This window comes from Streptomyces rimosus subsp. rimosus (genome assembly GCF_000720725.1).
GTDB classification, from domain to species: Bacteria; Actinomycetota; Actinomycetes; order Streptomycetales; family Streptomycetaceae; genus Streptomyces; species Streptomyces rimosus_A.
Map to the genome: position 1 here is coordinate 1 of NZ_JOCQ01000064.1, position 26,095 is coordinate 26,095.

Sequence of the window (26,095 nt, forward strand, 5' to 3'; positions counted from 1 at the left end):
CGACGAGTCGACGTGATGTGGGCACTCCTGCGCGACAACAGAGTCTTCACCTTCGCCCCGCCGGTCGCGCAGGCAGCTTGACGCAGTCATTGAAACTCCGGGGCGCGGAGCCGCCCACCGGACGCATCGGTTCGATCTCCAACGCCGCGTCCCCCACCGCGAACTGCGCGCGGCCGATCAGCGTGACCTGCTCGCGGGACGTGGCGACGAGCTGGTCGTAGCGTTCCCGCGTGACGTTTCCGATCCGCTCCGACACGAGGGCACCGCCTCACTCCGGGCGGGCCCGACCACCCACCGTGGTCGATCAGGAGACTCACCGCCCAGGCCACCGTCAGCGTGACGCCGCCGCCGGTGCGGTGGGGCAGACCCTTTTGCGTCGTTCCGTTACGGCGTCTCCGTGACGCCCTTCCGTGACGCCTCACGCGCCCGCCAGGCCCGCACCCGGCACCGCCGCGAGCAGTACACCGCCGACCGCTGACGCTCCACCCCCACCGTCCAGCGCCGCCCGCACACCGGGCACTCGGCCTCCTCGCCCCGCTGGATCGCCGCCGTCCGCCGCCGGGTCTGCTCAAGCTCCCGCCACCGCCGCTGCCTGCACCGCCCCGAGCAGAACACCGCATCCCGCGCCTTCGACTCCGGCAGCGGATCACCACACGCCCGGCAGTACCGACGAACACCTGTCCGCGTCGCCACCCCCCCGATCGTCCAACCGGACGGACGACCTGGCCAGCGTTCAAAAACACTCACTCAAAGGTGAGTGTGAAAGCGTCGTGCCCGGCGAAGAGACCGGTCAATTCGCGGTCGGTGACGGTATCGATACGGCTCTCGTGTAGAAACGGGTACAGCACGGTCACGTGTGCAGGGAACCCGGCCCGGACCAGCGGATCAGCTTCGGGAACCTTGATGGTGAACGCGGTATCGCCCGGAACGTCCGGCCATCCCGATTCCGATTCCGAGGCCGTGGACTCGCCCTCGTACGCGCCCTCGCCCTCGTTCGCGCCTTCGGCGGCATCTTCGTCTGCGTACATCCACGCCATGATCGCATCGGCGGGGCGGAAGGGTGGAGCCGGAGGCCGCCAGGAGTCCGCAGCTTCGGAGCGTACCCTCAGCCCATGATGTGCACTATGTGTTCCCACCTGGCGGTCCTGTGAACGGCTGGTGGCCCTACCTGGAGGAACGCACCCGGCGGGAGATCGACGCGCACGTTCTGCGCGACCGTCGACTGATGGCGGTCAAGGCCGTGTGGGAGGCGCTGAGCCCGTTGGAGTTGGGGCCGCACGCGGCTGAGCAGGTGGTCCACGCACGCTACGAGGCCCTCGGCGACCGCGTGCACTTCAGCCCGCCCGACCCGCTCGACGTCCCCGCACTCGCGGCCCGTGCCGCGGCTCTCCCGGGCCCGGTGGCCGCCATCGAGGCTCTGTGGGACGGCGACACCGTTCACGACTGGTTCGTACTCCTCGTCGCAGTCCTGGACCACCCGGCCGGCGAAGCGCGCCTGGCAACCGTCCACCACCGCCCTGGCGGCCCCGCACCAGGCACCACCGCCGCCGAGGCAGGCCGGAGCCTGGCCGACTCCCTCAGGGTGCCGTTCCACTTCGCCTCTCCGGATACTCCGGACGATGAGGCGCCGCGCTGGCGAACCGTCCCGCGTATTCACTCGCTGAGCATGAGCAGTGTCCAGACGACAGCGGCCTCCGGGGAACCCAACTGCTCGTAGACCGCAAGCACGTCCTGCCGGCAGGCACGAGCGCGATCGGGGTGTCCGGTGTGCCGCAGGGCGCGGCCCAGGGTGTCGACGGCGTCGGCGCGGACCCAGCTGTTGCGATGCTCTGCGAGGTGGCAAGGGCTCGCTCGACGAAGCCGTACCAGCGGTCACGCCATTCCCCTGCCCCGAACTGGGCCGGCCTCAAGCTGACTCGGCGCAAGCATCGACTTTGCGGAAGTAAAGTACTTGCGTCCGTCCGACGCTGTCCGCAATGGCCTCGCCGCTCTCGATGCCCGCAAAGGATCACTCGCGCGTCGTACCCGCTCACCCGTGTGTCATGTTCGCGATCAGATCATCTAGGATCGGCGCGCCGTCCGTCGGCCGACGTGGCGGCGCGGCGCGCCGAACGGGGGTGCGCCCGGCATCGGCGTGAACGACAAGGAGAAGCAAGGTGCGTCAAGGCCTGATGGGTAAGGGGATCGCTACGGCGGTCGCGACGGCCGCGCTGTTCGGCGGTGCCGTGGTCACCGCGCCGACCGCGAGCGCGGTCACCCACCCGAAGTGCAACCTCGACGAGCCCGACGCGAACTACTACAAGATCAGGGGCAGCGGCGTGAACTTCCGTACGGGCCCCAGCACGAAGTCCAAGTCGCTCGGCCAGCTGAGCAAGGGCACCAAGTTCACGTACTACTGCACCAAGACGTACCCCGAGGTGTGGTGGTACGGCAAAGTGACCTCCGGCTCGCACAAGGGCCAGAAGGGCTGGGTCCGGTCCGACTACGTGACGTACTGACGGCGCGCGCTGCGGGTGGAGCGACCGGCAACCGTAGGGTCTGACCAATGGGAATAGCTTTCGCAATCTTGTACGTGCTGGTCGGGGTGCTCGTGCTGTTCGACGTCGGAGGGTTCATCACCCGGCGATGTGAACGGATACAGAGCAAGGCTGCCGAGCGCCATAGCGAGATGATGGCGCGATACGGGCGCTTGCAGACGACTTACGTGGCGGGACCATTGGCCCAGCCGGCCGTTCTCCGCGCATTGAGTCTTCCTTTGATCGCGTTGGGCGCGCTGCTCCTTTTGCTGCACTTCGGCTGACGTACAGCAATCCGGTACTTCGGGGCCTGCGGCGGTTCCCCGCCGCAGGCCCCGATCCGTCGGTGCCCGGCTGCCGAAAGGCGCACTCCCGTCGAATGACATGCGTGGTCCGGATATCCCGCAATCACCGCCGCTTCGCAGCTCGGTGGCCTCTTCGCGGCGTAGGCGGGAGTGTTGGCGGGATCCCGTTGAGGAGTGTCACTTCAGCCACTGGGAGGCGCCGTCGGGAGGCGGTTACGTTCGGGGCACACCCGGCACAGACCGGGCTCCTCCCTGGCGAAAGGTCCCTCCATGCACGCTCAAATCGTCTTGTTCGACGGCTTCGACCTGCTCGATGTCATCGCTCCCTACGAGGTGCTGAGCGCCGGCGGCGCCGCCTCCTCGGGCGCGGTGAGCGTGGAACTGGTCTCCGCCGAGGGACCGCGCGAGGTGGTCAGCGGCACCGGTGGGACGGCGCTCCGCGCCACGGCCGCACTCGACCCCGGGCGCCCCGGCCTGATCGTGGTCCCCGGCGCGGCGGGCCGCATCGGAGGCCCCGACGAGGTCCCTGATCACGACGCGGGAGCCGGACCGGGGCAGCAGGACGACACCATCCCCGTACTGCTGGGCCGCACTCTGACCACCGAACTGCCCGCACTGCTGCGGGCCGCGATGGAGAACCCCGAGGTCACGGTCAGCGCCGTCTGCGGGGGCTCACTCGTCCTGGCCATGGCGGGCCTGTTGGAGGGGCGCCACGCCACCACCCACCACATGGGCCTGGACATGCTCGACGCCACCGGCGTCCACGCGGTGAGCGCCCGCGTCGTCGACGACGGCGATCTCGTCACCGGCGCCGGTGTCACCAGCGGCCTCGACCTGGGGCTGTATCTGCTGGAGCGGGAAGTGGGCCCCCGTATAGCCCACGCCGTCGAGGAACTCTTCGCCCATGAGCGCCGCGGCACCGTCTGGCGGAACAAGGGACCGGAGCCCGTTCGGTTCTGACAGAAATGCCCTCTCCTTTTCCTCCTTTTGTCCTCGTGCTGCCCACTCGCACCACCACACACCGTTAGGAAGAACAGCACCATGACCGTTGAAGGCACCTGGGATCTGTCCATGTCCACCCCCATCGGCAAGATCAAGGCCGTGGCCGAGTTCCGACGCGAGGACGGTCTCCTCGTCGGGACCGCCCGTGGGGCGGGGGAGGAAGTCCCGCTCAGCCATGTCGTTTTCGACGGCGACCGGCTCACGTGGAAGCAGTCCATCACCAAGCCCATACGGCTGAACCTGGCCTTCGCCGTGACCGTCGACGGCGACACCCTGACCGGAACCTCCAAGGCGGGGCGCCTCCCGGCCTCGAAGGTGACCGGCGAGCGCCGCGCAGTCCCGGCGGGTACGCAGAACTGAGGAAGGGGCGGCGGTCGCGGCCGGACGCTCACGAAGTGGGCGGTGGTTACAGGACGGCGTCTGTCCGCAGTGGTCCGGCGGTGATGCGCAGCGTCTTGACGCGCGGCGGTTCTTGCCGGTCGAGGTAGTAGATGTGCATGAACGGGGCACGTACGACGGTGCCGGGGTCGGTCTTCTCGGCCATGGTGGCCTCGCCGCGCAGGAAGCAGACACCGTCCGCTGTGGTCCAGGATTCGAGAACTTCATGGGTGATGTGCAGTGGCTCGTCGATTTTGACGAAGAACGCCTTGATGGCCTGGACCCCGACCACATGGGCGGTTCCGAAGAACATCTCGGTCTCGTCGGTCAGGTGCGCGAACCCTTCGCCGAAGGACAGGGTGTCGATCTCGCGCATGATCTGCAGCACCCACTCCGGGGTTGCGGTCGGGGTGGCGGTGTGGGGCATGGCGCGTTCCTTTCGGGCTGCGGGGCGGGGAGGCGGCGCGTACGGCGTTGATCTCGTCCGGATCTCCCGGGCGGTGATCAGGCCGAGCGAGGGCGGCGGGCTCAGCGGCCCGCTTCGGTGTCGAGCGGCACGAGAGCGGACGCCTCGATGGGCTGGTGACAGCTGCTGCATGCGAGGTACGGCTCGGTCCTGTCCCCGCATGCGGTGTGAAGCAACGGCCGGCCGTCGAGTTCCTGACCGCCCGCCCGGACCTCCGCCCAGCGGGTGACCGCCACGACGGCCGGGACGACCAACTCACGCGCTGCCACGGTGAGCCGGTATTCGTACCAGGGCTTGTCGGAGCGGTACGCACGCTTTTCCAGCAACCCCAGTTCGGTCAGGTCGTTCAGCCGCGCGGTGAGGATGTTCGCCGAGATCCCCAGCGCGCGTTTGAGCTCGCCGAATCGGTGCACGCCGAAGAAGATCTCTCGCAGGATCCGGTAGTTCCAGCGCTCGGAGATCGCGGCCAGAAAGGCCTGCCCGTGCTGGAAGGTGGGGCGCTTGTCGCTGTTGGCCACGGTGGACCCTTCATGGTTGCGATTCACTACTAGTGCGAGTTTAGAACCATAGAGATGTCATCGCGTTTGACGCGGTGAAAGAGGAGCGCGCGGGCTCCGTCCCGTCCCGCCCACTGGCGCTGCCGCAGGAATCGCCGCCCGCATGGACGGCCATGCCCCAGCCACCGCCCGGCCCGCCGAAGTTCACGCTCGACGCCACAACGCCCTCCTCGGCCCCCTGGTCCAACCAAGTGACCGCGAGCACCACGGCACACCGACGTCCCGAAGGGCCACCTCCGTATGCGCACCTACAGCACCGTCGCTGCCACCGCCTCCCTCGCCCTCACTCTCGCCCTCGGCTCAAGCGTCCTCACAGCGCCGACCGCCCAGGCAGCCTCACAGACCACTACGGCCACTGTCGTGCACGAGAACGGCGGCGAACTCACGTACAGGGCCGCCTCCGGCCAGCAGAACAGGCTGACGGTCGACGAAGAGATCGAGCACCGCGGCGAGTTCGACTCGTACTACGTCCTCACCTTCCGCGACCGGTACGACATCGCCATCGACGCGAACGCGGCGAACGCGGACGAGTGCAGGTACCCCGCGCAGGGGGACCACACCGCCGTACGCTGCGCGGTCAAGATCCCGGAGAACTCGGACGACTCGGACACCTACGGCATCGACCTCGGCGACCGGGACGACACCGTGACGCTCGAACCGGGCAGCAGCGCATGGGCCCGGGTCCACGGCGGCAAGGGCAACGACGTGCTCAACGGGTCTCCGGGAGCCATGCTGCACGGCGACGAAGGTGACGACCGCCTCGACGGCGGCGATGGACCGTTCGGCTTCGGCTCCTACGGCGGCCCGGGGAACGACACCCTCACCCACTGCGGGCAGGACTGCTACGGCGGCGCCGGCAACGACTCCCTGACCGGTACGGACGAGGAGAACAACCTGCACGGCGACGACGGCAACGACGTCCTGCACGGCCGGGGCGGCGCCGACGTCCTCTACGGCGGCAAGGGCAACGACCGCCTGTACGGCGAGGCGGGCGACGACACGCTCTGGGGCAACAGCGGTGACGACGTCCTGTGGGGCGGACCGGGCACCGACAAGCTCTCCGGGGGCCCCGGACGCAACGAGGTACATCAGGACTGAGCGGGGAGGAAAGCCCGGGGCGGGTGTGGAGCCGGGGATGAGCGGGGGTCTGGCCTCCGGCCTACCCGCCACCCCCGGCCGCCCGCGACGCCGTCATGGGCGCGGCACCGCGGATATGCGGGTGAGGTGGAAGTAGAAGTCCGCGGGAGCGCCCTTCTTGGCCATCACCCCCAGCAGCACGTCGTCGGTGAGCCGGCGGAAGTGGTCGATCACGGGCAGCTGGTCATAGACCATCGCCGTGGACTGCTTGCCGCGGTAGACGACCTCGTGCAGCGTCGCGAGCCCCATCTCCTCGTACGAGTAGACGGCGCCGCTCTCGTCGCGGCACAGCAGCGGCTCCACGTGATCGGCGTCGATGAACCGCTTGCCGTACCACCGCATCTTCGCCAGCAGCTCGGCGTTCTCGCTGGTGTGCTCGAACCCGCCGCCCTGCCAGGTGCCGGTGAGGACGCCGACATCGACCGGCTCAAGGCGGTCGAAGAGTTCGGCCAGCTTCGCGTTGGCGTATGCCCCTCCGGACGCGATGGTGTCCAGAACGTCGCGCACGTCCGAAACTTCACGCACGTCTCGCGCTTCGTGCGCGTCCTGCGCGTCCTGCGCGTCCTGTGCTTCGTGTACTTCCTGCTCGGCGCCCATGGGCGGACCTCCCTCGGTCGGGGTCGGGGCGGACGGAGTGTGCTCGGCGCCGCCCGCCGCACCGTACCCGGCCGCCGTGAGCGGAGCCAGGGCGAATGGCCGAGAGTCCCGGCCCGCCCTCGGCCCTCGTTGCATGAGCATGCGGAATGACGCATACTCTTCCTATGTCCAAGGTCCTCACCTCCCTCCCCGCCGGCGAGCGCGTCGGCATCGCCTTCTCCGGTGGTCTCGACACCTCCGTCGCGGTCGCGTGGATGCGCGCCAAGGGTGCCGTCCCGTGCACCTACACCGCCGACATCGGCCAGTACGACGAGCCCGACATCGCCTCCGTGCCCGGCCGTGCGAAAACCTACGGCGCCGAGGTCGCGCGCCTGGTCGACTGCCGTGCCGCGCTGGTCGAGGAGGGCCTGGCCGCGCTCGCCTGCGGGGCGTTCCACATCCGCTCGGGCGGACGCGCGTACTTCAACACCACGCCGCTCGGCCGCGCCGTCACCGGCACGCTCCTCGTCCGGGCGATGCTGGAGGACGACGTACAGATCTGGGGCGACGGCTCGACCTTCAAGGGCAACGACATCGAGCGGTTCTACCGGTACGGACTGCTCGCCAACCCGAACCTGCGGATCTACAAGCCCTGGCTGGACGCGGACTTCGTGACCGAGCTGGGCGGCCGCAAGGAGATGTCGGAGTGGCTGCTCGCCCACGACCTGCCCTACCGCGACAGTACGGAGAAGGCGTATTCCACCGACGCCAACATCTGGGGCGCCACCCACGAGGCCAAGACGCTGGAGCACCTGGACACCGGCGTGGAGACCGTGGAGCCGATCATGGGCGTACGGTTCTGGGACCCCTCGGTCGAGATCCCGGCCGAGGACGTGTCGATCGGCTTTGAACAGGGCCGCCCGGTGACGATCAACGGCAAGGAGTTCGCCACCGCCGTCGACCTGGTCATGGAGGCGAACGCGGTCGGCGGCCGGCACGGCATGGGCATGTCGGACCAGATCGAGAACCGGATCATCGAGGCCAAGAGCCGGGGCATCTACGAGGCGCCCGGCATGGCCCTGCTGCACGCGGCATACGAGCGCCTGGTCAACGCGATCCACAACGAGGACACCCTCGCCCAGTACCACAACGAGGGGCGGCGCCTCGGACGGCTGATGTACGAGGGCCGCTGGCTCGACCCACAGGCGCTGATGGTGCGCGAGTCGCTGCAGCGCTGGGTCGGCGCGGCCGTGACCGGTGAGGTGACGCTGCGACTGCGGCGCGGTGAGGACTACTCGATCCTCGACACCACCGGCCCGGCGTTCAGCTACCACCCCGACAAGCTGTCCATGGAGCGCACCGAGGACTCGGCGTTCGGCCCGGTGGACCGGATCGGCCAGCTCACCATGCGCAACCTCGACATCGCCGACTCGCGCGCCAAGCTCGAACAGTACGCCGGCCTCGGCCTGATCGGCGCCACGAACCCCGCCATCGGCGCCGCCCAGGCCGCGGCGACCGGCCTGATCGGCAGCATGCCGGAGGGCGGCGCCGAGGCCATCGCCTCCCGGGGCGAGGTTTCGGGGGACGACGCGTTGCTGGACCGGGCCGCGATGGAGTCGGGGACGGACTGATCGCTTACCGGTTACCGGTATGGGCGCCGCCTCCTGGAACAACGTGGCTTCCACGATGTCCGCTCTGCGACCTCGTGGGCGCGTACCCGGCGGCGGCGCCCCGACCTCGTAAGACCAATGGTGCGGTGCACACGGCGCCCGGACGTGGGCCGGGCGCCCCTGCACGCCCGCCTCAGCCCCGGCCGTAGGCCCGTTCCACCGCGGCGGTCACCTCCTCGGCAGGCGTTCGCACCGCGCACCGGCCGCCGAGTTCGACCAGGCCGTCACCGGCGGGGGAGGTACGTATCACCGAGCCCTGCCCGTGCAGGACCCGCAGCGGGCGCCCGTGCCGGAGAGTGAGCAGCATCGACGCGCTGCCGCAGGCCTCGTCCTCGCCCTTGCCGATCCGCGGGGCCCACAGCCGCGCGCGGACCTCGCCGGCGTCCTCGTCCGTCCAGGCCCAGACCTGAGTGAAATCCTCCCCGTCCGGAAGCTCGGTCAGCGCGTCGATCTCCGCCGCGGACGCCATCTGGAGATGGCGCCACGGCTTGGACCAGGCGGCGGGCGCGGTCAGCCAGCACACCCCCTCCGTGTCGCGTCGGCAGACCACCGGCCCGGCCTCCGGGACGATTTCCTCGACGGTGTGCCCCAGATGGTGGAGGGCTTCGAGCGTGCCGAGTACGGGGTGGCCGCCGAACCGGATCGGCAACCCGTACGAGCCGTGGATGGCGATCGTCGTGCGCCGTGCGGCCGGGAAGCGGACGAAGGCGACCGCGGGGATGCCGAGCCGGTCGGCCAGCTCCTGCCGCCGGTCCTGGGGCAGTCCGCCACCGTCCGGTTCGATCACCACGAGTACGGGATTCCCGTACTTCCCGTCATCGTCGACGAAAGCGTGTGCCAGCAAGCAGTCCACCATGGGTGTCTCCTCGTGCGTCGGTGGGGTCGAGAGATCGTGCGTCTCTGCCGGTGGGATCGCGCGTCCCGGGTGATCATGCCGCAACGCAGGTTCGCCGGCGCCGGGCGGCGTAAGGGAAGCGGCCTGAGCCTGGCCCCGGCCCTGCGCCTGGGCGCCTCGGCTCTTCCCCAACCGCACCGGGACGGATACTCCACCGCGCGAACGGGGAGGCAAACCGCAGCGCGGGCTTCGGGAAGGGGGCGGGATGGTGACGCTGGTGCTGTTGGGGGTGGCTGTTGCGGCGGTGGCCGTGGTGGTCGTTGGGCTGGTGCGGGCGGGGCGGCGCGAGGCGCGTGCCGAGTGCGTCCGCCGGCAGGAGGAGGAACGCCGCCAGGCGCGCCGGTCGTTGGCGGCGGTGTGGAAGATGAACGGCCGGCAGTTCGAGGAGTACGTGGCGGGGCTGTGCCGTAGAGACGGCTGCACGCAGGTACAGCAGGTGGGCGGCGCCGGGGACCTGGGCGCGGATGTCATCGCCTTCTTACCCGACGGCAGAAAGCTCGTCATCCAGTGCAAGCGCTACGCCAAACACCGCTCGGTCGGCAGCCGCGATTTACAGACCTTCAACGGCACCGCCCGCGACGAACACGGCGCCGACCTCCCCGTATTCGTCGCCTCCTGCGTCTTCACCCAACAGGCACGCGCTTTCGCCGCCAAACACCACCTCGTGCTCATCGACGTCAACCTGCTCGGCTTCTGGAACGGCGGCACGCCACTGACCGCGTTCTTGGACCTCGACATCGGCCGGTCGGGCAACCATCGCAAAATCGCCCCCGACGACTGAGCCGCGTCCGGCGGGGCGGGACGCACCGCCGGTTCGCGCCGCCCCGCCGAGGCGATGCCGGTGGAAACGCCGGCGCCGCTGTACACGGTGATCGACGAAGCAGACGTCGAACTGACGGCCTGCCGGCGGCGGGCCGGTTTCACGATCCGGCACCGCGAGTGGGAGTACGCCGTACCGACCGACCCTCGACGCACCGGGCTCGAAGCGGCCCTGCCGCCCTCGGGCGTGACGATCGTGCCGCCGGTCAGGCGGACGGGAATCTGCTGCGGGCGGTGGACCGCGCGGTCCGTGACGAAGCCGAGGCGGCCGTCGGGTGGCAGTCGTTGGGCAGCCGATGCCCGCTGAGGTGATCGCCCTCCTCGAAGGCGAACTCCCTGGGCGGAAGTTGACGCGTCCAACCGAGCGGCCTCGACGCTGTTCGAGGGCATCGGCGCCCGGCCGGTGAGCAGCAGCCTGGAGCTGGTGCGATGACGAAGAACAAGCTGGAACTGATGCGATGACGAAGAGCAAGAACGTCATCGAAGTCGGGAGCAATGACGGCTCGCCCGGCCGCGACCGTTCGACAAGAACGCAAATAGTACGGGCTCCAGGAAGGCGGCGGGCGGATTTCCACGGCCGGTGGACACTCTTCACCGCTTTGGTGAATCCGGTAGTGCGGCTCTCCGGTACTGCGGCATCGTCGTCTCCGGCGCCCTTGTGCACGGGCGTACTCGGGCGTGGTCGAAACGGCTGGAAGGATGGCCAATGGGCGAGCGGGAGACATGGACGACGGAAGAGTTCGGCGCCTCGCACGAAGGTGCGGTCGGTGTGCTCCTGGCCGACGGGACCGTACCGCGCCCGGTCTTCTTCGACAGCGGATCCGGTGTGGGCGGGCCGAGCGTTTCGCAGTGGAGTGTCTATGACGGCTGCTTCGCACACGTACCGCGGGCGGCCGCGTTGCGCGCGGTGTGTTCCTGCGGCTGGACCGGCACAGAGCACGGGCTGGACTGGGACGCGATCGGCGATCAGAAGCTTTCCGAGGCGGGCGCGGGCGCGGCAGACGCTTGCATGGAGGACTGGGACGTGCACACCGAAGAGGTGGAAAGGTCGGCCATTCCGCTGCCGGAGGCGTTCACCACTGCGCTGACCCAACTGGGGGAGGAGGTCGAGAAGCTGGCGAAGACCTCGCCGCTGGCGGCTCTGCGGGCAGCCCGCCTGCTGGAGGTGACCGCCGTACAGGCCGGGTACTGGCCGGCCCACGATGCCAGGCAGGACACGAGCCCCGAGCAGGCCGCCGCCGCGCTGGGGCTGAATGAGGACGAGGCACGGAAGCTGATGGCCCGCTTCGGGCGGTGGAGCCCGTATCGCTGAATCCCGTATCGCTGAAAGGTGGTGCTGACTGCGGTGGTCCTGCGCATGCCCCGCATGCCCCGCAGTCTCTGCCGCGGCTTCTCCCTCACCCTCGCCTACCCGGAGTCGTCGCCGGCGCCGTACCCCCGAAGCAGTCCGCCCAGGATGTCGGTCAGCCGCGGGGCGACGTCGACGACAGCGTGGGCGAGGTCCGGGTCCGATTCGTAAAGGCGGCGGAGTTCGGTGCCGGGGGCGGCCATCTGCCACAGTGCCCCGGCCATCGACGTGGCCGTGGCGACGACGTTGCCGGCCTGGGCCGGGCTCAGCGTGGTCACCCGGCGCAGCGCTTCGCCCACGGCCGTGACCTCGGCAATCGCGATCGTCTTGAAGGTCCGTACGCTCTCCAGCGAGACGTTGCGCTCCAGGTTCATCGGCGTGTGGGCGAGCAGGTCGCAGAACAAGGGCCGTGCCACCAGTGATTCGGCCAGCAGTCGGGCGACCGTGTGCGGGCGCGGCTCGCGGCCCGTGCCGGAAACAGCTTCCGCGGAGTCTGCGTCGTCCGCGCCGGGCGCCGCGTCGGCGAGCTGTGCGCGTACGGCCCGCGACCACTCCGCCCACCCGGCGGCGGCCAGGCGCAGAAAGATCTCTTCCCGGGTCTCGAAGTAGCGCAGCATCGCGGACTTGTGCATGCCGACCTCGGCGGCGATGTCGGTCAGGGTCACCGACCGGATGCCGTTCGCCGTGGCCAGGCGGGTCGCCGCGTCGAGGATCGTGGCCTCGCGGGCGCGCTTGGCCTCGGGGCTCCGGGCTCTCGTGGACTGACTGCGGCTGGCCATACGGGCATCCTAACGCAACCGGGTTGCACTATTAACGCAACCGTGTTTTGCTATCGGCATGGCAACCCAGACGTGGTTCATCACCGGTTCGTCCCGCGGCTTCGGCCGCTCCCTCGCCGTCGCCGCCCTGGAGGCGGGCGACCAGGTCGTCGCCACCGCCCGCAAACCGGAACAGCTCACCGACCTGGTCGAGCGGTTCGGCGACCAGGTCCTCCCGGTCGCGCTCGACGTGACCGACGCCGCGTCGGCCGCGGCCGCGCTCGGCGCCGCCCGCGACCGCTTCGGCCGCATCGACGTGCTCGTCAACAACGCCGGCTACGCAAACGTCGCCCCGGTCGAAACGGCTCCCGAGGACGACTTCCGCCGCCAGTTCGAGACGAACTTCTGGGGCGTGTACAACGTCTCCAAGGCGGCGCTGCCCCTGCTGAAGGCGCAGGGCGGCGGCATCGTCGTCCAGTTCTCCTCCGTGGGCGGGCGGGTGGGCGGCAGCGCCGGTCTCGGCTCCTATCAGGCGGCCAAGTTCGCCATCGACGGCCTCACCCGCGTACTCACCACCGAGACCGCCCCATTCGGCATCCGCTACCTGGTCGTCGAGCCGAGCGGCTTCGCCACCGACTGGGCCGGCGCGTCCATGGACATCCAGGACATCCCGCCGGAGTACGGGGCGACCGTCGGCGCCTTCACCGACCAGGCCCGCGGCAGCCGAACCGCCGGCGACCCGGACCGCGCCGCCGAAATCCTGGTGCGCGTGGTCAAGCGCGACCACCTCCCCACCCACCTGCTCCTGGGCGAGACCGCGGCCCGGATGGCGCTCGACTACTCGCGACGGCAGATAGCCGAGGCCGAAGCCTGGCAGGCCGTTTCCGTCTCCGCCGATTTCGGTGCGGAGTACCCCGTTGGGCTGCCGGAGGACGCCGCGTAGGCCGATGGTCGGCCGGGGTGAAAGTGAGGGCAGTCGGTGTTGCGACGGGGCGGGGAGTGCGCTTGAACGCGCTTTAGCTCGCTGCCTGTTCGCACTCCGGCTGCCCGGAGGTGGTGATCTCGGGCATGGGGTGTCGCGGAAGCCGGATCTTGCCGGAGGCATTGCGGTGAGGCGTACGTTCAGCGCGGGCTGAAGGCATCCGGCTACGGGCTGCTTCGCCGCCGGGGCCGGGCCGTGTCGACGCGGGTTCCTGTGTGGCCAAGAGGCCCCCGTGTGGCCAGGAGATCCCTATGCGGCCAGGAGAAGGCTTGAGAACAAGCCAACTGCTGTCGGCGTATGGAAGGGGCCTTCGCCTCATGCGACGATTTAACGGTCAATATTTGTGTCTCCGGTGAGCCGGCCGCCGACTCGGGACCGCGCGTCGGAAGGACCCCACATGAGTATTGCCCTCGTGCGGAATCCGGGGGACGGGCCGGATTTCCGCTACTACAAGAGCGTGATCGAGCAGGTCGTGACCAGTGCCGAGACGCACGGGGCGGTCACCGTCATGCGTCTCACCGTGGGCCGCGAGGACGCGCCGCCCCTGCACAGTCACAGCCGGGAGGACGAGAGTTGGGTGGTCCTGTCCGGCCGCGTCCGGTTCTGGGTCGGCTCGGCCTCGCTTGCCGAGTGCGAAGTGCGCGACGCCGAGCCAGGCGCCTACGTCTACGGGCCCCGACTGGTGCCCCATACGTTCCAGACCATCACGCCGACCGCGGAGCTGCTCATCATCAACAACCCTGGCGCCGTCGAGGGTTACTTCCACTCGATCGGCCCCGCCGACGCGCGCAGCGACGCGGAGCACGTCGACATCCTCGGACAGTACGGGGTGGTGCTTCTCGACGCCCCGCCCTCTGCGTGAAGGCGGGCGTGGTTGCGGTTGCGGTTGCGGAGGGAGGCGACCGAGCGGTTCGCGCGGGGGGAAGGAGGAGGCGGCGGCGATCGCCCGGGATCTGCGGGTCACCGCCCGCTCGGTGTGGCGGTGGCGGATGACCTGGAGTCGGCCAGGATCCCTTCCCCCAGTCGGTCACCGCCTGCCCGTCCCGTTCGGCTGCGCGGCGGGCGGGGGCCTGGCAGGTCCATCCGTGCCGCTTGAGCAGGACCGCCACGCCCTGGACGGTGTAGCTCTTGTTAAACCGGCGTCCGATCAGCGTCCTGACCCTCGACAGGGCCCAGGTCGGGTCCGGCCAGCCGTGCGCAACCGGTGGAAGGACCCGGGCGGCATGTAACACCTGGCTCGTCTTCGGGGACGAGACCGGCTGCACGCTGACGCCGCCCACCACCCGCACCTGGAGCCGCCGATGCCACACCCCGACCGTCCGGCTCCATGGCCGCTCCCGGCACCGTCGCCTGTCGGTCGCCGCCTGCTCTGCTACAAACCCGGCCACCCCACCCGACTGATCTACCGGTCCCGCGCCGACACTCGCCCCGAGGGGCGCAAGTCCTTCGCCTGGACCGACTACCGCGGCTTCCTTTGCCTCCTTCCGGCCGCTCACCAGCAGCTCGACGGCGACGTCGTGCTGGTCTGGGACAACCCCAACCCCCGCCTCGCGGCCGGCGTGCGGCGCTACGTCGCCGACCGCGACTGGCTCACCGCCTACCAGGCGCCTGCGGGGCGCCTGGCGTTCCGGCCCCTGATGTGGGTGGCCGTTCTCGGTGAGGGGAGCGGGTCGGCCTTCAGCTGGGGCGTTTCGGACGCGCGCAGGCTGTCATGAGGGCGCCTACCGAGGCGCTCTGGCCGGCGAACACAAGGCTGTCGCGTCCGTGAACCGCACAGATGAGCCTTTCAGTGTCTCTCGGGAATCGTGCCGCGCTGCGCGGTCGACGCTCCCCAGGAGCGGCCCTTGCCGGGGCATCGGGCATGCGGCTGGCCACTCCTTTCGCGCTCTGGTATCGCGGTATCGCGGGAACGGCCTGGCGCACGGCTCGGGCCTGGTCCGCAGCCGGCCCGGCGAGGCCCTGGCAGCACTGCCTGGAAGTGCCCCCGGTGAAGTAGTCGGCATACGGGGCGAATCCACCGCCGGGCTCCCGCCTCGGCGCCATGGCGGCGTCTTGCCCTGCCCCCTGGTGACCTCGGGTCGGGCGAAAGGCTGGACTTGGGCCTGAGCGAGTGCGTCAACGCTTGTGGCGCTGGCCCTTGGCCAGCTGTTCGGTGGTCTTGTCGCCGCCGATACGGCGCTGGACTGCGGCGGACAGGCTGGGGGCGGCGCCGGCGAACAGCGCGACCATGCGCAGGCCGAGCGGGGCCACATCCACCTCGGCGAGGTTGCGCTCGATGGCTCGTACGGTTGCGCGTGCCACGTCCCGCGGGGAACGCGTGCCGATCCCGCGCGGCAGGGTGGCGCCGGAATCGACGAACATGCCGGCGTCCCTGACGAAGCCGGGGAAGACAGTCGAGACGCCGACGTTGTGGGGGCGCATGTCCTCGCGCAAGGCGAGGGCGAAGCCGCGTAAACCGAACTTGGTGGCGTTGTAGAGGGACGCCTGACCGGACGCAGCCTTGCCGGAGAGCGAGGAGATGAAAACCAGGTGGCCGCGGCGGCGGGCGGCCATACGCTCCCCGGCCAGTTTCGCCATCACGATGGGGGCGCGGAGGTTGACGTCGAGCGCGCGGTCGATCTCGTCGATGGAGTAGTCGGTCAGCAGGCCGGTCGCGGGCAGCGCGGCGTTGGCCACGAGCACGTCGATCTCGCCCGCTGCTTCGAGCAGTTCGCCGATCGCGTCCCGGTCAGCCAGGTCGGCGGGGACGGCTCGGCCGCCCAGTTGCTCGGCCAGCGGCTTGAGCTTGTCCGTACGGCGCCCGGTGAGCACCACCTCGCCTCCGCGGGCGGCCAGGACCGTCGCCAGCGTCCGCCCTATTCCGCCGGTGGCGCCCGTCACCAACACCTTCGCGTCACGCAGATCCATGGCAGGAGGGTCCCATCGCTGTCATCGCCAGGACAGGGGCGGCGTGCGCCAGTTTCGCCGGGCGGGCGGACCCCGCCCGGTGGGACATGGAAGAGGATCCCGCCGGCAGGGAGGAGCGCCCGAGGACGGCAGCCGCCCTCTCCGTCTCCCGCTGGTGCCCCAACCCCAGGGAGCGACAACCTGGCACGTGCCATGCGGCAGCCCCTCCGACACCACGCATTGATGATCAGTAATGCGGCCGCGCCATGTCGAAGGCGGGGCGCCCGGTGTACTTTCCCGGCGGCGTCGTGCCGGGCTTCTTGCCGCAGAATTCCGCCTCCGCGACGTCCTGGTAATTCTGCGCCGTCTGCCGTGTCAGCCAGTCGCCGTTGATATTGAAGGCGAGCAGGTTCCGGCCGCCCACGGTGCCGGACATATGTGTGAGGGAGCCGTGCAGGCTCCCGTCGTGGCCCCATACCGTAATCCCGCAGGACAGGTCGCGGCCCATGAGACCGAGTCCGTACCGGTCGAAGAGGGCCCCTTCCGGCAGACGTACGGAACGCAGCATGGCGCGCAGCTGCACAGGCGGCAGTAGCTGCCCGTCCAGCAGCGCGGTCAGGAAGTGTTCGAGGTCCCCGGTGGTGGACACCAGGTCGGCGGAACCGGCCCACATGGTGGTGTTGTATTCCGTCGCGTCGTGGACTGCAGCATGCGGAGCCTGCACGTAGAGCGTCGAGTACGCGACGGGGTGCGGGGCGGGCAGGGTGGGATCGGTGTTGGGGAAGAACGTCTCGCGCAGCCGCAGCGGGTGCAGAATGCGGCGCTCGATCTCGTCACGGTAGGAGTGGCCGGTGACCTCTTCGAGGATCATTCCGGCGACAAGGTAATTGGTGTTGGAATACGCCCAACCGCTGCCCGGTTCGAACAGCGGCCGGTGTCGTAGTGCGGCCCTCAGCACGTCCTCGGGAGCGAATGTGTCATAGCGGTGTTCGAGGAAGCCCGCGCCGGCATATAGCTGCCTCAACGTAGGGTCCTCGGCGAAGTTGAACAGCCCGCTGGTCTGCTGGAGCACTTGGCGTACGGAAGTCCGGCGGCCGTCGTTGCCGTTGCCGCGAATCACACCCGGCAGCCACCGTTCCACGCTGTCGTCGAGACTGAGCGCGTTCTCGGCCTCCAGTTGCAGCATGACGGTGGCAAGGAACGTTTTGATGACGCTGGCGGCACGGAAGTGGTCGGCGGCGACGCGCTTGCGGCCGGTGTCGAGATCGGCGACCCCGGCCGTACCGCTCCACGTGCCGTCCTGGTCCTGGGCGAGGGCACCCACGCCCGGCAGCCCGGCCTTCGTCACCAGCCGGTCCAGGGCCTCCTGCGTCAACTGGTGTCGGCCGGGCGGCCGATGGCCATCTTCTGCAGCCCGAGCCGGCCCCGCCAGGGCGGTTACGCCAACCGCGAGACACGCCGCCATCGTTGCGTAAGCCCGTAAACGGATACGGATACGGATACGGGCATGGGCACGGGCGTGGACATGGACGCGGCGCGCGCCGACGCGGGCGGTTCGGTTGCGCATACGCGATCTCCCCCCAACTGCGCGCGGCGCGCGGCGGAAGGCGTCACCTTTTCCACCACACAGGCTGCGCGTGGCTCAGCGAGCAACAGTCGGCCGAGCATAATCGCTGCCCGAGTATGCGGCTTGAGTAGCGGTGGATGATGCGGGGAACGTGCGGTGATCGGCGATTTCAGTGACTCGTCAGGTTGGTGGGTGGGGGCAGATTCCGGTTACCGCTTCTGGCTACAGCTTCTAGTCGTCCCTTCTGGTTACCGCCCCCAGCTGGCAGACTCCTCGATCATGGCGAACAGCGGACTGTGGGTGGGCGTCCTCACGGCGTTCACCGCACTCGGAGCCAGCTACATCACCGCGCGGGCGACCTCGCGCGCGGCGCTGGCCCAAGCCCGAACGACCACGGTGGCGGAAGCCCTTCGCGAGCAGCGCGACCGACGCCGGTCCACCTATCGGGAGATGATGCACTGCGCACACGCCTTCTCCGAAGTCACGTGGCAGATCGACGACGTAGACGCGGCGCCTGACCGTGGAACCAAGGACCGGCTCCTGACGGAGATGTACGAGCGCATCGGCCCGGCCATCGGAAACATGAACAAGGCAACCCACGAGGTACGGCTCGACGGCCCGGCCGAGGTTTCCGCCGCGGCGGAGCAGGTGCGACAGATGGCGCGACGCGTACAGCCGCTGCTCAAGGCGCTCATCGGTGCGGAAGATCCTGGGCCGAGGCACGACTACGATGCCGCGTACCTGGAATTCCGGGACGCTCACGTCGCGTTCATCGGTTTGGCAAGGCGGGCGCTGGAGGTTGCGGATGGTGGATAACGGCAGTCATGGAGAATGAAGGGTAACGGTGGTCATGGCGAATGAGAGGTAACGCTGGTCATAGCGGAGCTTCGACGCCTGTGAAGAGCGGTACCCCGATCGGCTGCATCTGGTGAATGCGAAGTGGCCGCTGACACGTGCTTCCACACTTCCACGTGTCAGTGCTGCCCGCTTCCGTTCCTTTACGCCCGTTGTCAGCCGTGCCGACGGAGATCCAACATGTAGAAAACCTTGTCGAAGCGCCGTTCGCCGACGGCGACGAAGTCGGGCAGCCGGCCGTATTCGGTGAAACCCAGCGACCGGTAGAGGCGCAGAGCATGGTCGTTGTCGCCCCGGGCGTCCAGGGTGAGGACTTCGACACCCGCCCGCCGGGCATCACCGACCAAGGCAGCGGACAGCGCCCGGCCAACGCCGCACCCGTGCGCGGCGGCATCCACCGCGAGCTTCTCCAGGTCGGCGTGCGGCCGGTGGGTAGGCCGGGCATAACGCAGCCAGTACCCCAGCCCGACCAGCCGGCGGTCGACGTAAGCGGCACGCAGGGCTCCATCCCCGGCCTGCACCGCACGGAAGACGCTGCCGAACAGTTCCGCCACCTCGTGGCGTGAAGGCGGTTCGACCCAGCCGAGCGCAGCACCTCCGCGTACCAGGTCCGCCAGAATCCGATGGGCCGCCTCCGCGAACCCGGCTTCGAGGCCGGGATCGGACATCAGCTCCGTCCCATCCAGGACGACCGGCTCAGCGGCCCCCTTGCCGGTCATAACCGAATTCATGATCGGAAGCCTATCCGGCCGCCCGTGCGCCGGCCGAGCACCGTCACCGGCTACTCACGCCGGGATGCCCAGCGCTCTGGCCGGAAAGATCCGCCGGGTCGGCAGCCTGGCCTCGCTAGGCTGCACGGCATGATCGACTCGTACATGAGCTCCGACGCTGCAGTCGCGATAGCCGGGGCGCGGGCCGGCGCGGACGTGGTCCGCGAGATGTATGGCCGGCGGCTCAACCGTATCGACAAGGGCGCCGGGGACTTCGCCACCACCGCCGATGTGGAGGCCGAGAAGGCGATCCTCGGTGTCATCCGTGCCGCACGGCCCGATGACGCGGTGCTCGGAGAGGAAGGCGGACAGCAGGGAGCCGCCGGCGCTGTGCGCCAGTGGTTGGTGGATCCCCTGTGCGGCACGCTGAACTACGCGGTCGGCAACATGCTGGTGGCCGTCAACGTGGCGCTGCGGGACGGGGCGGCGGCGGTGGCCGACCCGTTCACGGGCGAGATCTTCTGCACCGACGGGAAGACCGCCCGGGTATGGCACGACGGGGCCGACGACGCGCTGCTGACCCCCACGCCGAACGCTTCCGGCCGCGCATCGTCTCCACGTCCCTGGCGCTGGCCTGGGTCGCTGCCGGCAAGCGCGCCGCGTATGTCACCGACGGCGGCGACCTGTCCAGCAGTGTGCATTTCGCCGCCGGCATCGCTTTGTGCCGGGCTGCCGGCTGCGTCGTCACCGGGATCGACGGTACCCCGATCGATGAGGGGGGACGTGGGCTTGTGGCCGCCGCCGATGACGATACCCACGGGCTGCTGATATCGATGCTGCGAAGCTAAGGCTGAAGCCGGAGCCGAGCCGAAGCCGAGTCGAAGCTGAAGCCGGAACTGAGGTTGCTGCCGGCTGCAAGGTTCCCGGCCAGGCGGTGTGTGTACCCATGGCATTCGGCGGCCGGACCCGCCCGAGCATCGAGCACCTCGACCCCCGAGAGCTCTGCGCTGGGAGTAATTCCGTTGTGGTACCCGAAGTTACGTCCATAAGGTCACCGTCATGTCCTTGCGTCCTCGAATGCGTCAAGCCCTGCGGGAAGCCATGAGCGCCCGTGACAAGACCGCGGTGAGCGCTCTGCGCTCGACGCTTGCCGCACTGGACAATGCCGAGGCGGTGCCTACGGAATCGTCCGAGCCGCGCGGCTTGGCTCTTGAGCAGTTGCCGGTCGGGGTCGGCGCCACCGAAGTGGCGCGGCGTGAGCTCAGTGAGCGTCGAGTCGTGGACATCGTGCGGTCGGAAATTGATGAACGACTCGCGGCCGCGGTGCAGTTGACGTCCCCCGCGCATGCCGCTCGGGCGACGCAGCTGCGCGAGGAGGCTGCCGTACTGCTTCGGCTTCTCGACGGTGCCGACGCGGCTTAGCGCCGCCGCCTCGTGATGGAGCCCGACATTGGGCCTGACTACGCGGCGCCCCGCGGCAGGGTGCCGTCCCCAGAGGGGCCGTCCCCAGAGGGGCCGTCCTCGGGCGCGCTGCCCTTGTTCATGCTGCCGTTCGGCATGCTGTCCCTCGAAGAAGGAACCCGGCCCACAGGCCCAGGCCGCTCACCCGCCAAGTTGACGACGCCCGGCATCCCCGTACGACGGGTCGTCGCCCACAGAATCAGGGCGGCGAGGCTGAATGACGCCCCGAGGGCTGTCACGGCCGGCCAGCCCGCTGCCGCGTAGGCGAGGGAGGAGCCGAGGGCGCCGAGGCTGCTGCCCGCCGAATAGAAGACCATGTAGCCGCCGATGATCCTGCTGCCCGCGTCGGGTCGGACGGCATGGATCAGGGTCTGGTTGGTTACGTGGACGGCCTGCACGGCGAAGTCCAGCAGGACGACGCCGATCGCCAGCGCCCACAGCGATTGCCGGGTCAGGGCGATCGGGAGCCAGGACAGCGCCAGCACGGCGAGGCCGACGCCCGTCGTACGCTGGGCGAACCCCCGGTCGTTCCAGCGCCCGGCCACTCCGGCAGCCACGGCCCCGGCCGCCCCGGCGAGCCCGAATGCGCCGATCGCGGTGTGCGACAGCGACCACGGCGGACTGCTCAGGGGCTGCGCCATGCCGCTCCACAGTGTGCTGAAGGCCGCGAACACCAGCAGGGCGAGCGCGCCCCGGATCCGCAGCAGCGGGTGGCGGGCGAACAGGGTGACGGTCGAGGTCACCAGCCGTCCGTACGACGCCACCGGCCGTCCGTGCGATGCCACCAGCCGTCCATACGACGCCTCCCGCACCCCGGCGGACGGCGCGCCCGGGGGCAGGCCGCGACGCACCCGGGGCAGCACACGATGTAGCAACAAGACGAGAATGGCGATGACACCAGCGGCCGCCAGATAGACGGCCCGCCAGCCGGCCAGGTCGGCGAGGACGCCGGCGGCGGCGCGGGCCAGCAGGATCCCGGTGACGATACCGCCGGTGACCGTACCGACGGCCCGCCCGCGCCGGGCGGGCGGGGCCAGGGCGGCAGCCGCCGCGACCATCGTCTGGGCGACTACGGCGAGCAGCCCGACCACGGCGAGTGCCCCGAGCAGCGCCGCCACGCCCGGCGCCAGCCCGGCGGCCAGCAGCGCGAGTGCCAGCAGCCCGAGCTGACCGGTGACCAGCCGTCGGGTGTCGAGCAGGTCGCCGAGCGGCACGAGCGTCAGCAGGCCGACCGCGTAACCGAGTTGAGTCACGGTGACGATCGCGCCGAGCAGCCCGGCGCCGAGCGCGAACCGCTCGCCCAGAGTCACCAGCAGGGGTTGGGCGAAGTAGACAGTGGCCACGGAGCTGCCGCAGGCGACGGCAAGCAGGGGCATGAGCCGGGCGGGCGGCGAAGCGTCCGACGGTAACGCCGCGGCATGCGCCTCAGGGGCGCCGGTCCCGCCGCACCCACCGACCGCACCGGAGCACTGAATCGCCATATCGACACACCTTCCGCTCGTTCCGCGCATTGCATCTGGTTGCAACTTGCCACCTGGCTGCCTGGGCGACAGTAGCCATGCAAGGTGGCATGTTGCAACCAGCTGTGAAAGAGTTCGGGGAGCCAATCCCTGGAGTGCGCCATGGAATTGGAAGCGAGAGGAGCCACGCATGGTCGCCCGCACGCGTTTCGACGCCGATCCCTGTCCCGTTGCCCGGTCGGTGAACGCCATCGGTGACTGGTGGTCGCTGCTGATCGTGCGGGACGCCTTCGACGGCAGCCGCCGCTTCGGCGAGTTCCAGCGCAGCCTCGGCATCGCCAAGAACATCCTGGCGGCACGGCTGCGCGCCCTGGAGAAGGCCGGGGTACTACGAGGCGCACCCGCACCGGACGGCGGCTCCCACCGCGAGTACCTCCTCACCGACAAGGGCCGCGCCTTGTTCCCGGTGATCGTCGCCCTGCGCCAGTGGGGCGAGGAACGGTGCTTCACCCCTGGCGAGAACCACTCCCGCCTGCTGGACCGCCGGACCGGCAGCCCGTTGCGGCGTCTGCAGATCCGGGCGGCGGACGGGCAGTTGGTGGAGCCGGAGGACACAGTCGTGGAAAAGGTGGTACGGGAGACAGACGGTTGAGACGGACGGCACCGCATGTCCCCGTACGGCATCGCACGCCCCCGTACGGCAGGCCCCCGTACAACTTGACGCCTGAGCAGGGCGAGAAGGCTGCCGCGCGGACGTACTTGCAGTCGCCCATGGCGTTCAAAAAGTACGGTCAGCCGTCTCGCGCCCTGCCACAAGGGCACCGCGGGTAACCCTTCGTACCGTCAGTTGGCCCGTTTGCTTCTATCACATGTCATGGTGCAGTTGGTGAGATCGGCTGTCCGCTTCAGGACACCGACATGAAGGAGTACCTTCCTTGACCACTCACCTTCGCCATGTCGCCGGCCCGCGGAGGGTACTGGCGCTGATGGCGGCCCTGTGCGCGATCATCGGTGTCACCGCGCTCGGTACGACCCCGGCGGCAGCGGCCGACCAGCGCCACGCGATCTACGCCATCGCGCACCGGGTCGACACCCTGGACGGCGTGGACGCCGCGCTCAACCACGGCGCCAACGGCATCGAGATCGACGTCTGCGCCTGGTGGAATCCGAACGAATGGCGCGCATACCACGACTGCTCCTCGGCCGGTGAGAACCGGCGGGGCCCCAGCTTCGACAGCATGATCGACCGCATCATCTCCAACGCCAACGCAGGACGCCGGTTGGCGCTGGTCTGGCTGGACATCAAGGACCCGAACTACTGCGGAGAAGCGCCGAACCGTACGTGCAGCGTCGCCGGACTGCGCGACAAGGCGCAGCGGCTGACGGCTGCCGGTATCCAGGTGCTCTACGGCTTCTACGAGTACCACGGCGGCAACACCCCGGACGTCGGCGGCAGGGGCTGGCAGAGTCTGGCAGGCAAGCTCGGCAAGCTGGAGGGCATCACGACGACCGGATCCCGCGATGCGGTCCGCAGCGCCTACAGCCGTTTCGGTTCCGGGTTCCCGAACGGCCGCCGGGTGATGGACTACGGCGACAACAAGATCTCCAACGGGTTCGGCAACTGCACGGAAGCCAGCTGGAACACGTGCGCGGAACTGAAGAAGGGTGCCGCGGACCGCGCCGCAGGCCAGCTCGCGGCCACGCTGTCCTGGACGACCACCTACAACGACCCGTGGTACGTCGACAAACTGCTCGGCGAAGCGCGCGTGGACGGCATCATCGCGGGTTACGCCAACTCCACCGGCGAGCGCGAGTACGACAACAGCTGGCAGTGCGCCAACGCCATCAACGCCATCCGCGACTGGGTGAACCGCCACGGCGCCACCCACCGTATGGCCAACAGCGGTGACCGCCTGTTCAAGTAGTGGAGGGCCTCGGGCCGGGGCCGTACCACCCCTGAACCTTCTCGAAGCCGTCGGCCGGCGCTCCGGTCGACGGCCCTTCAATTCGCCCTTCGATTCGATGAGGGGCAACGGCCGTGCGGGTGGCCTCTGCCATTCTCCAGGCCCGGCGGGCCTCCGACCGGACGGCTCAGCCGCGTATGTTCACGTCGATGCAGGCGTAGAACGCGTTGTCGGTATCGGCGATGTTCCAGACTGCCAGCACCTTCTGCCTGCCCCGGACCGTACCGAAGTTGGACGTCTCCGATGCGCTGACGTCGTGCACCTTCCAGCCCCGCCTTTCGTCATCGAGGTCGGAGAACTGCGCGTTGCCGCCGCTGCAGCTACTCAGCCCCTTGGGGCCCTCGACGGCGTCCGGCTCCCACTTGATGGGGCCGCACTCCACCGTCCCGGCGAAGCACTGGTCCTGGCGGCTGGCGGGCGAGGTGACCCAGAGGGGGCGTCCGCTCAGGAAAAGATCGGCGATTTCGGGGTGGCCGACTCGGCCCTCTGTCCGCCCTCTATCAGTCCAGACCATAGCGGATGACCGTACGCGGCCAACCAGCGGCCTGGGGGAGCGGCCCGGTGGAGCGGCCCGGTGGTGACCTGGCTGCCGCCGGAGGTAGCCGACCGGTGGTCGATCGATATGGCCATGTTCCCGCCCTGCACCGGGCACTTGCCCCCGGACACACCCGGCCCACCTGCCCCCGAACGCCTGCCCCCGCAGGCCTGCGGCCGCACGCCGACGAGCGCAGCCGCAGACCGTCCGTACCCCCTTCGACCAGGACCGGAGCCAACTGCCGTACCAGAGCCGGCAGCCCGGCCGGGGGAGTGAGCGTGGGCCTGATCGGCTAATTACCCCGGGCGCCTTCCGGCACCGTGCAGCCCCTTACACCCACTTGTAACCGTAGGTGCGGACCGAGGACGCAACGCTGCTGCAGTACGCGTAGGACCACTTACGGCTCTTCTTCCTCGCGCCGTACACGGTGGAGCCGTTCTTGCACTTGGCCCACGCGTAATACTTCCGCGAGGTGTTGCACGAGACTCCGGCGGTGACGCCGTCCGTCCAGGTCTGACACGTGGCCTTCGCCTGGGTGGACGCTGCCGGGGCCGCGGGCGCGGCGGAAGCCGGAGCCGCGGTGAGGCCGCCGGCGGTGAGCGCGGCCGTCGCCGCGATGATGGGCATGACAGTCTTCAGTCGCATGTGTCCCCCTACGGTGATCAGCGGACTGCTGCCCGACATGGCGGTATTCAACCCGGACCAAGACGGCGAGCACGTCAACCAGGGAGTGGAACTAAAGGTCAACCACGGCAGCAGGTCCGGCGGGCGTCAAACTCCCGCGGTACGGCCGTGCCCGCCCGTGTCTCCGCCGGGGCTCTCCACGGCCGCTTGACTGCCGTCGGCTTGGAGAGGGCCGCCTTCACCGACTTCGTCCCAGCTCGGCGTCGCACCCCATGGCCTTCTCGATCACATACGGGCACCTACGGGCACGTACGAGCATGTACGGGCACGTGCGGGTCGTGTTGTCAGTGGCTCGGGATACGGTGCGGTGACATGGGCCGGACGTAGGTCGTGCACGGAGGTTGTGCAGGGACTCGCGGCTATGGGGGGTGGGTCGGATAGGCCCCGGCAGCCGGCTCGGACCTGGAGATGTATATGCCGTGTCCCCACCCCCCCACCCGCGCGCGGCATCGGGGGCCGAGTCGCCGTCTTCGGACAGACGTGCCGTTCGACGTCGTCGGCGTCCGATTGGTCGGCCGAAGGACGCCGAAGGCCCGCCGTGAGCCGGATTGCGAGAACAGGCTC

29 protein-coding genes and 3 pseudogenes are annotated in these 26,095 nt (G+C 69.5%); 18 read left to right on the forward strand and 14 right to left on the reverse strand.

What is annotated here, in order from left to right:
• Positions 1 to 46: 46 nt before the first annotated feature.
• Together IH45_RS1000000148945 and IH45_RS01000000144200 are read right to left on the reverse strand one after the other, a co-directional pair.
• Positions 47 to 256 carry a hypothetical protein gene (locus IH45_RS1000000148945; RefSeq protein WP_030674343.1) on the reverse strand — a complete coding sequence of 70 codons (210 nt, stop codon included), beginning with the start codon at positions 254 to 256 and terminating at the stop codon, positions 47 to 49.
• Between the two features lie 487 nt (positions 257 to 743).
• On the reverse strand, positions 744 to 1,028 hold the full coding sequence (locus IH45_RS01000000144200; protein WP_234440700.1) for a 2'-5' RNA ligase family protein: 285 nt from the start codon (positions 1,026 to 1,028) through the stop codon (positions 744 to 746).
• Positions 1,029 to 1,147: 119 nt separating this feature from the next.
• Here IH45_RS01000000144200 and IH45_RS0128015 point away from each other — a divergent pair, with 119 nt between their 5' ends.
• From IH45_RS0128015 to IH45_RS0128035, 5 genes are all read left to right on the forward strand, one after another.
• A complete protein-coding gene (locus tag IH45_RS0128015) occupies positions 1,148 to 1,717 on the forward strand; it encodes a hypothetical protein (protein ID WP_234440701.1) in 570 nt (189 codons plus the stop codon).
• Positions 1,718 to 2,171: 454 nt separating this feature from the next.
• A complete protein-coding gene (locus IH45_RS0128020) occupies positions 2,172 to 2,498 on the forward strand; it encodes an SH3 domain-containing protein (RefSeq protein ID WP_030674355.1) in 327 nt (108 codons plus the stop codon).
• A 47-nt stretch (positions 2,499 to 2,545) separates the two neighbouring features.
• A complete protein-coding gene (locus tag IH45_RS0128025) occupies positions 2,546 to 2,800 on the forward strand; it encodes a hypothetical protein (protein ID WP_030674358.1) in 255 nt (84 codons plus the stop codon).
• A 291-nt stretch (positions 2,801 to 3,091) separates the two neighbouring features.
• Positions 3,092 to 3,781 (forward strand): DJ-1/PfpI family protein, encoded by a 690-nt coding sequence (locus IH45_RS0128030; RefSeq protein WP_030674361.1) that lies wholly within the window; start codon positions 3,092 to 3,094, stop codon positions 3,779 to 3,781.
• Between the two features lie 81 nt (positions 3,782 to 3,862).
• On the forward strand, positions 3,863 to 4,183 hold the full coding sequence (locus IH45_RS0128035; RefSeq protein ID WP_030674364.1) for a hypothetical protein: 321 nt from the start codon (positions 3,863 to 3,865) through the stop codon (positions 4,181 to 4,183).
• A 46-nt stretch (positions 4,184 to 4,229) separates the two neighbouring features.
• Here IH45_RS0128035 and IH45_RS0128040 read toward each other — a convergent pair whose 3' ends face one another.
• Complete coding sequence (locus IH45_RS0128040; protein ID WP_030674367.1) at positions 4,230 to 4,628, reverse strand: hypothetical protein; 399 nt, start codon at positions 4,626 to 4,628, stop codon at positions 4,230 to 4,232.
• Positions 4,629 to 4,729: 101 nt separating this feature from the next.
• On the reverse strand, positions 4,730 to 5,185 hold the full coding sequence (locus IH45_RS0128045; RefSeq protein WP_030674377.1) for a winged helix-turn-helix transcriptional regulator: 456 nt from the start codon (positions 5,183 to 5,185) through the stop codon (positions 4,730 to 4,732).
• Between the two features lie 279 nt (positions 5,186 to 5,464).
• On the opposite strand from IH45_RS0128045, the gene IH45_RS0128055 reads away from it, so the two are divergent.
• On the forward strand, positions 5,465 to 6,322 hold the full coding sequence (locus IH45_RS0128055; RefSeq protein WP_030674383.1) for a calcium-binding protein: 858 nt from the start codon (positions 5,465 to 5,467) through the stop codon (positions 6,320 to 6,322).
• A 93-nt stretch (positions 6,323 to 6,415) separates the two neighbouring features.
• Here the strand turns inward: IH45_RS0128055 and IH45_RS0128060 are convergent, their stop codons facing one another.
• Entirely contained in the window at positions 6,416 to 6,958 is a 543-nt protein-coding gene (locus IH45_RS0128060; RefSeq protein WP_234440702.1) for a DUF4334 domain-containing protein, read from the reverse strand.
• Between the two features lie 164 nt (positions 6,959 to 7,122).
• Here IH45_RS0128060 and argG point away from each other — a divergent pair, with 164 nt between their 5' ends.
• The gene (gene argG / locus IH45_RS0128065) at positions 7,123 to 8,568 is read left to right on the forward strand and encodes an argininosuccinate synthase (protein ID WP_030674388.1); all 1,446 of its coding nucleotides are present in this window, start codon (positions 7,123 to 7,125) and stop codon (positions 8,566 to 8,568) included.
• A 172-nt stretch (positions 8,569 to 8,740) separates the two neighbouring features.
• On the opposite strand, the gene IH45_RS0128070 is transcribed toward argG, so the two are convergent.
• Positions 8,741 to 9,463, reverse strand: a complete 723-nt coding sequence (locus IH45_RS0128070; protein WP_050515237.1) for a PhzF family phenazine biosynthesis protein — start codon at positions 9,461 to 9,463, stop codon at positions 8,741 to 8,743.
• Between the two features lie 244 nt (positions 9,464 to 9,707).
• On the opposite strand from IH45_RS0128070, the gene IH45_RS0128075 reads away from it, so the two are divergent.
• The 3 genes and pseudogenes from IH45_RS0128075 (at position 9,708) to IH45_RS0128085 (ending at position 11,633) form a co-directional block, all read left to right on the forward strand.
• Positions 9,708 to 10,283 (forward strand): restriction endonuclease, encoded by a 576-nt coding sequence (locus IH45_RS0128075; protein ID WP_030674402.1) that lies wholly within the window; start codon positions 9,708 to 9,710, stop codon positions 10,281 to 10,283.
• Positions 10,284 to 10,322: 39 nt separating this feature from the next.
• Positions 10,323 to 10,754: pseudogene (locus tag IH45_RS1000000151100) on the forward strand (hypothetical protein); the annotation flags it as partial.
• A 273-nt stretch (positions 10,755 to 11,027) separates the two neighbouring features.
• Positions 11,028 to 11,633, forward strand: a complete 606-nt coding sequence (locus IH45_RS0128085; RefSeq protein WP_032918590.1) for a hypothetical protein — start codon at positions 11,028 to 11,030, stop codon at positions 11,631 to 11,633.
• A 95-nt stretch (positions 11,634 to 11,728) separates the two neighbouring features.
• Here the strand turns inward: IH45_RS0128085 and IH45_RS0128090 are convergent, their stop codons facing one another.
• On the reverse strand, positions 11,729 to 12,448 hold the full coding sequence (locus tag IH45_RS0128090; RefSeq protein ID WP_030674408.1) for a TetR/AcrR family transcriptional regulator: 720 nt from the start codon (positions 12,446 to 12,448) through the stop codon (positions 11,729 to 11,731).
• 58 nt (positions 12,449 to 12,506) lie between these two features.
• Here IH45_RS0128090 and IH45_RS0128095 point away from each other — a divergent pair, with 58 nt between their 5' ends.
• Positions 12,507 to 13,370, forward strand: a complete 864-nt coding sequence (locus tag IH45_RS0128095; protein ID WP_030674411.1) for an SDR family NAD(P)-dependent oxidoreductase — start codon at positions 12,507 to 12,509, stop codon at positions 13,368 to 13,370.
• 436 nt (positions 13,371 to 13,806) lie between these two features.
• Positions 13,807 to 14,271, forward strand: coding sequence for a cupin domain-containing protein (locus tag IH45_RS0128100; RefSeq protein ID WP_030674414.1), 465 nt, complete (start codon positions 13,807 to 13,809; stop codon positions 14,269 to 14,271).
• A 163-nt stretch (positions 14,272 to 14,434) separates the two neighbouring features.
• Here the strand turns inward: IH45_RS0128100 and IH45_RS1000000151105 are convergent.
• A pseudogene (locus IH45_RS1000000151105) lies at positions 14,435 to 14,797 on the reverse strand (helix-turn-helix domain-containing protein); the annotation flags it as partial.
• Here IH45_RS1000000151105 and IH45_RS1000000145495 point away from each other — a divergent pair.
• Complete coding sequence (locus IH45_RS1000000145495) at positions 14,711 to 15,124, forward strand: hypothetical protein (protein WP_050515238.1); 414 nt, start codon at positions 14,711 to 14,713, stop codon at positions 15,122 to 15,124. The pseudogene IH45_RS1000000151105 and the gene IH45_RS1000000145495 sit on opposite strands and share 87 nt — an antisense overlap.
• 400 nt (positions 15,125 to 15,524) lie before the next feature.
• Here IH45_RS1000000145495 and IH45_RS0128110 read toward each other — a convergent pair whose 3' ends face one another.
• Together IH45_RS0128110 and IH45_RS0128115 are read right to left on the reverse strand one after the other, a co-directional pair.
• Positions 15,525 to 16,316, reverse strand: a complete 792-nt coding sequence (locus IH45_RS0128110) for an SDR family NAD(P)-dependent oxidoreductase (protein WP_030674417.1) — start codon at positions 16,314 to 16,316, stop codon at positions 15,525 to 15,527.
• A gap of 226 nt (positions 16,317 to 16,542) precedes the next feature.
• The gene (locus tag IH45_RS0128115) at positions 16,543 to 17,670 is read right to left on the reverse strand and encodes a serine hydrolase domain-containing protein (RefSeq protein WP_267885163.1); all 1,128 of its coding nucleotides are present in this window, start codon (positions 17,668 to 17,670) and stop codon (positions 16,543 to 16,545) included.
• 471 nt (positions 17,671 to 18,141) lie between these two features.
• Between IH45_RS0128115 and IH45_RS0128120 the strand changes: the two genes are divergently transcribed.
• Complete coding sequence (locus tag IH45_RS0128120) at positions 18,142 to 18,678, forward strand: hypothetical protein (protein ID WP_030674423.1); 537 nt, start codon at positions 18,142 to 18,144, stop codon at positions 18,676 to 18,678.
• Positions 18,679 to 18,872: 194 nt separating this feature from the next.
• On the opposite strand, the gene IH45_RS0128125 is transcribed toward IH45_RS0128120, so the two are convergent.
• The gene (locus IH45_RS0128125) at positions 18,873 to 19,436 is read right to left on the reverse strand and encodes a GNAT family N-acetyltransferase (RefSeq protein WP_030674427.1); all 564 of its coding nucleotides are present in this window, start codon (positions 19,434 to 19,436) and stop codon (positions 18,873 to 18,875) included.
• Positions 19,437 to 19,577: 141 nt separating this feature from the next.
• Between IH45_RS0128125 and IH45_RS01000000144215 the strand changes: the two are divergent.
• Together IH45_RS01000000144215 and IH45_RS0128135 are read left to right on the forward strand one after the other, a co-directional pair.
• Positions 19,578 to 20,275, forward strand: a pseudogene (locus IH45_RS01000000144215) (inositol monophosphatase family protein).
• A 253-nt stretch (positions 20,276 to 20,528) separates the two neighbouring features.
• The gene (locus IH45_RS0128135) at positions 20,529 to 20,849 is read left to right on the forward strand and encodes a hypothetical protein (RefSeq protein ID WP_030674431.1); all 321 of its coding nucleotides are present in this window, start codon (positions 20,529 to 20,531) and stop codon (positions 20,847 to 20,849) included.
• Between the two features lie 38 nt (positions 20,850 to 20,887).
• Here the strand turns inward: IH45_RS0128135 and IH45_RS0128140 are convergent, their stop codons facing one another.
• Positions 20,888 to 22,264, reverse strand: a complete 1,377-nt coding sequence (locus IH45_RS0128140; protein WP_394298715.1) for an MFS transporter — start codon at positions 22,262 to 22,264, stop codon at positions 20,888 to 20,890.
• 274 nt (positions 22,265 to 22,538) lie between these two features.
• Here IH45_RS0128140 and IH45_RS0128145 point away from each other — a divergent pair, with 274 nt between their 5' ends.
• Together IH45_RS0128145 and IH45_RS0128150 are read left to right on the forward strand one after the other, a co-directional pair.
• Entirely contained in the window at positions 22,539 to 23,000 is a 462-nt protein-coding gene (locus tag IH45_RS0128145; RefSeq protein ID WP_030674437.1) for a winged helix-turn-helix transcriptional regulator, read from the forward strand.
• A 283-nt stretch (positions 23,001 to 23,283) separates the two neighbouring features.
• Positions 23,284 to 24,273 carry a PI-PLC domain-containing protein gene (locus IH45_RS0128150; RefSeq protein ID WP_030674439.1) on the forward strand — a complete coding sequence of 330 codons (990 nt, stop codon included), beginning with the start codon at positions 23,284 to 23,286 and terminating at the stop codon, positions 24,271 to 24,273.
• A gap of 166 nt (positions 24,274 to 24,439) precedes the next feature.
• Here the strand turns inward: IH45_RS0128150 and IH45_RS0128155 are convergent, their stop codons facing one another.
• A complete protein-coding gene (locus IH45_RS0128155) occupies positions 24,440 to 24,826 on the reverse strand; it encodes a lytic polysaccharide monooxygenase (protein WP_234440703.1) in 387 nt (128 codons plus the stop codon).
• Between the two features lie 351 nt (positions 24,827 to 25,177).
• The gene (locus IH45_RS0128160; RefSeq protein WP_158813293.1) at positions 25,178 to 25,492 is read right to left on the reverse strand and encodes a hypothetical protein; all 315 of its coding nucleotides are present in this window, start codon (positions 25,490 to 25,492) and stop codon (positions 25,178 to 25,180) included.
• Positions 25,493 to 26,095 lie beyond the last annotated feature (603 nt).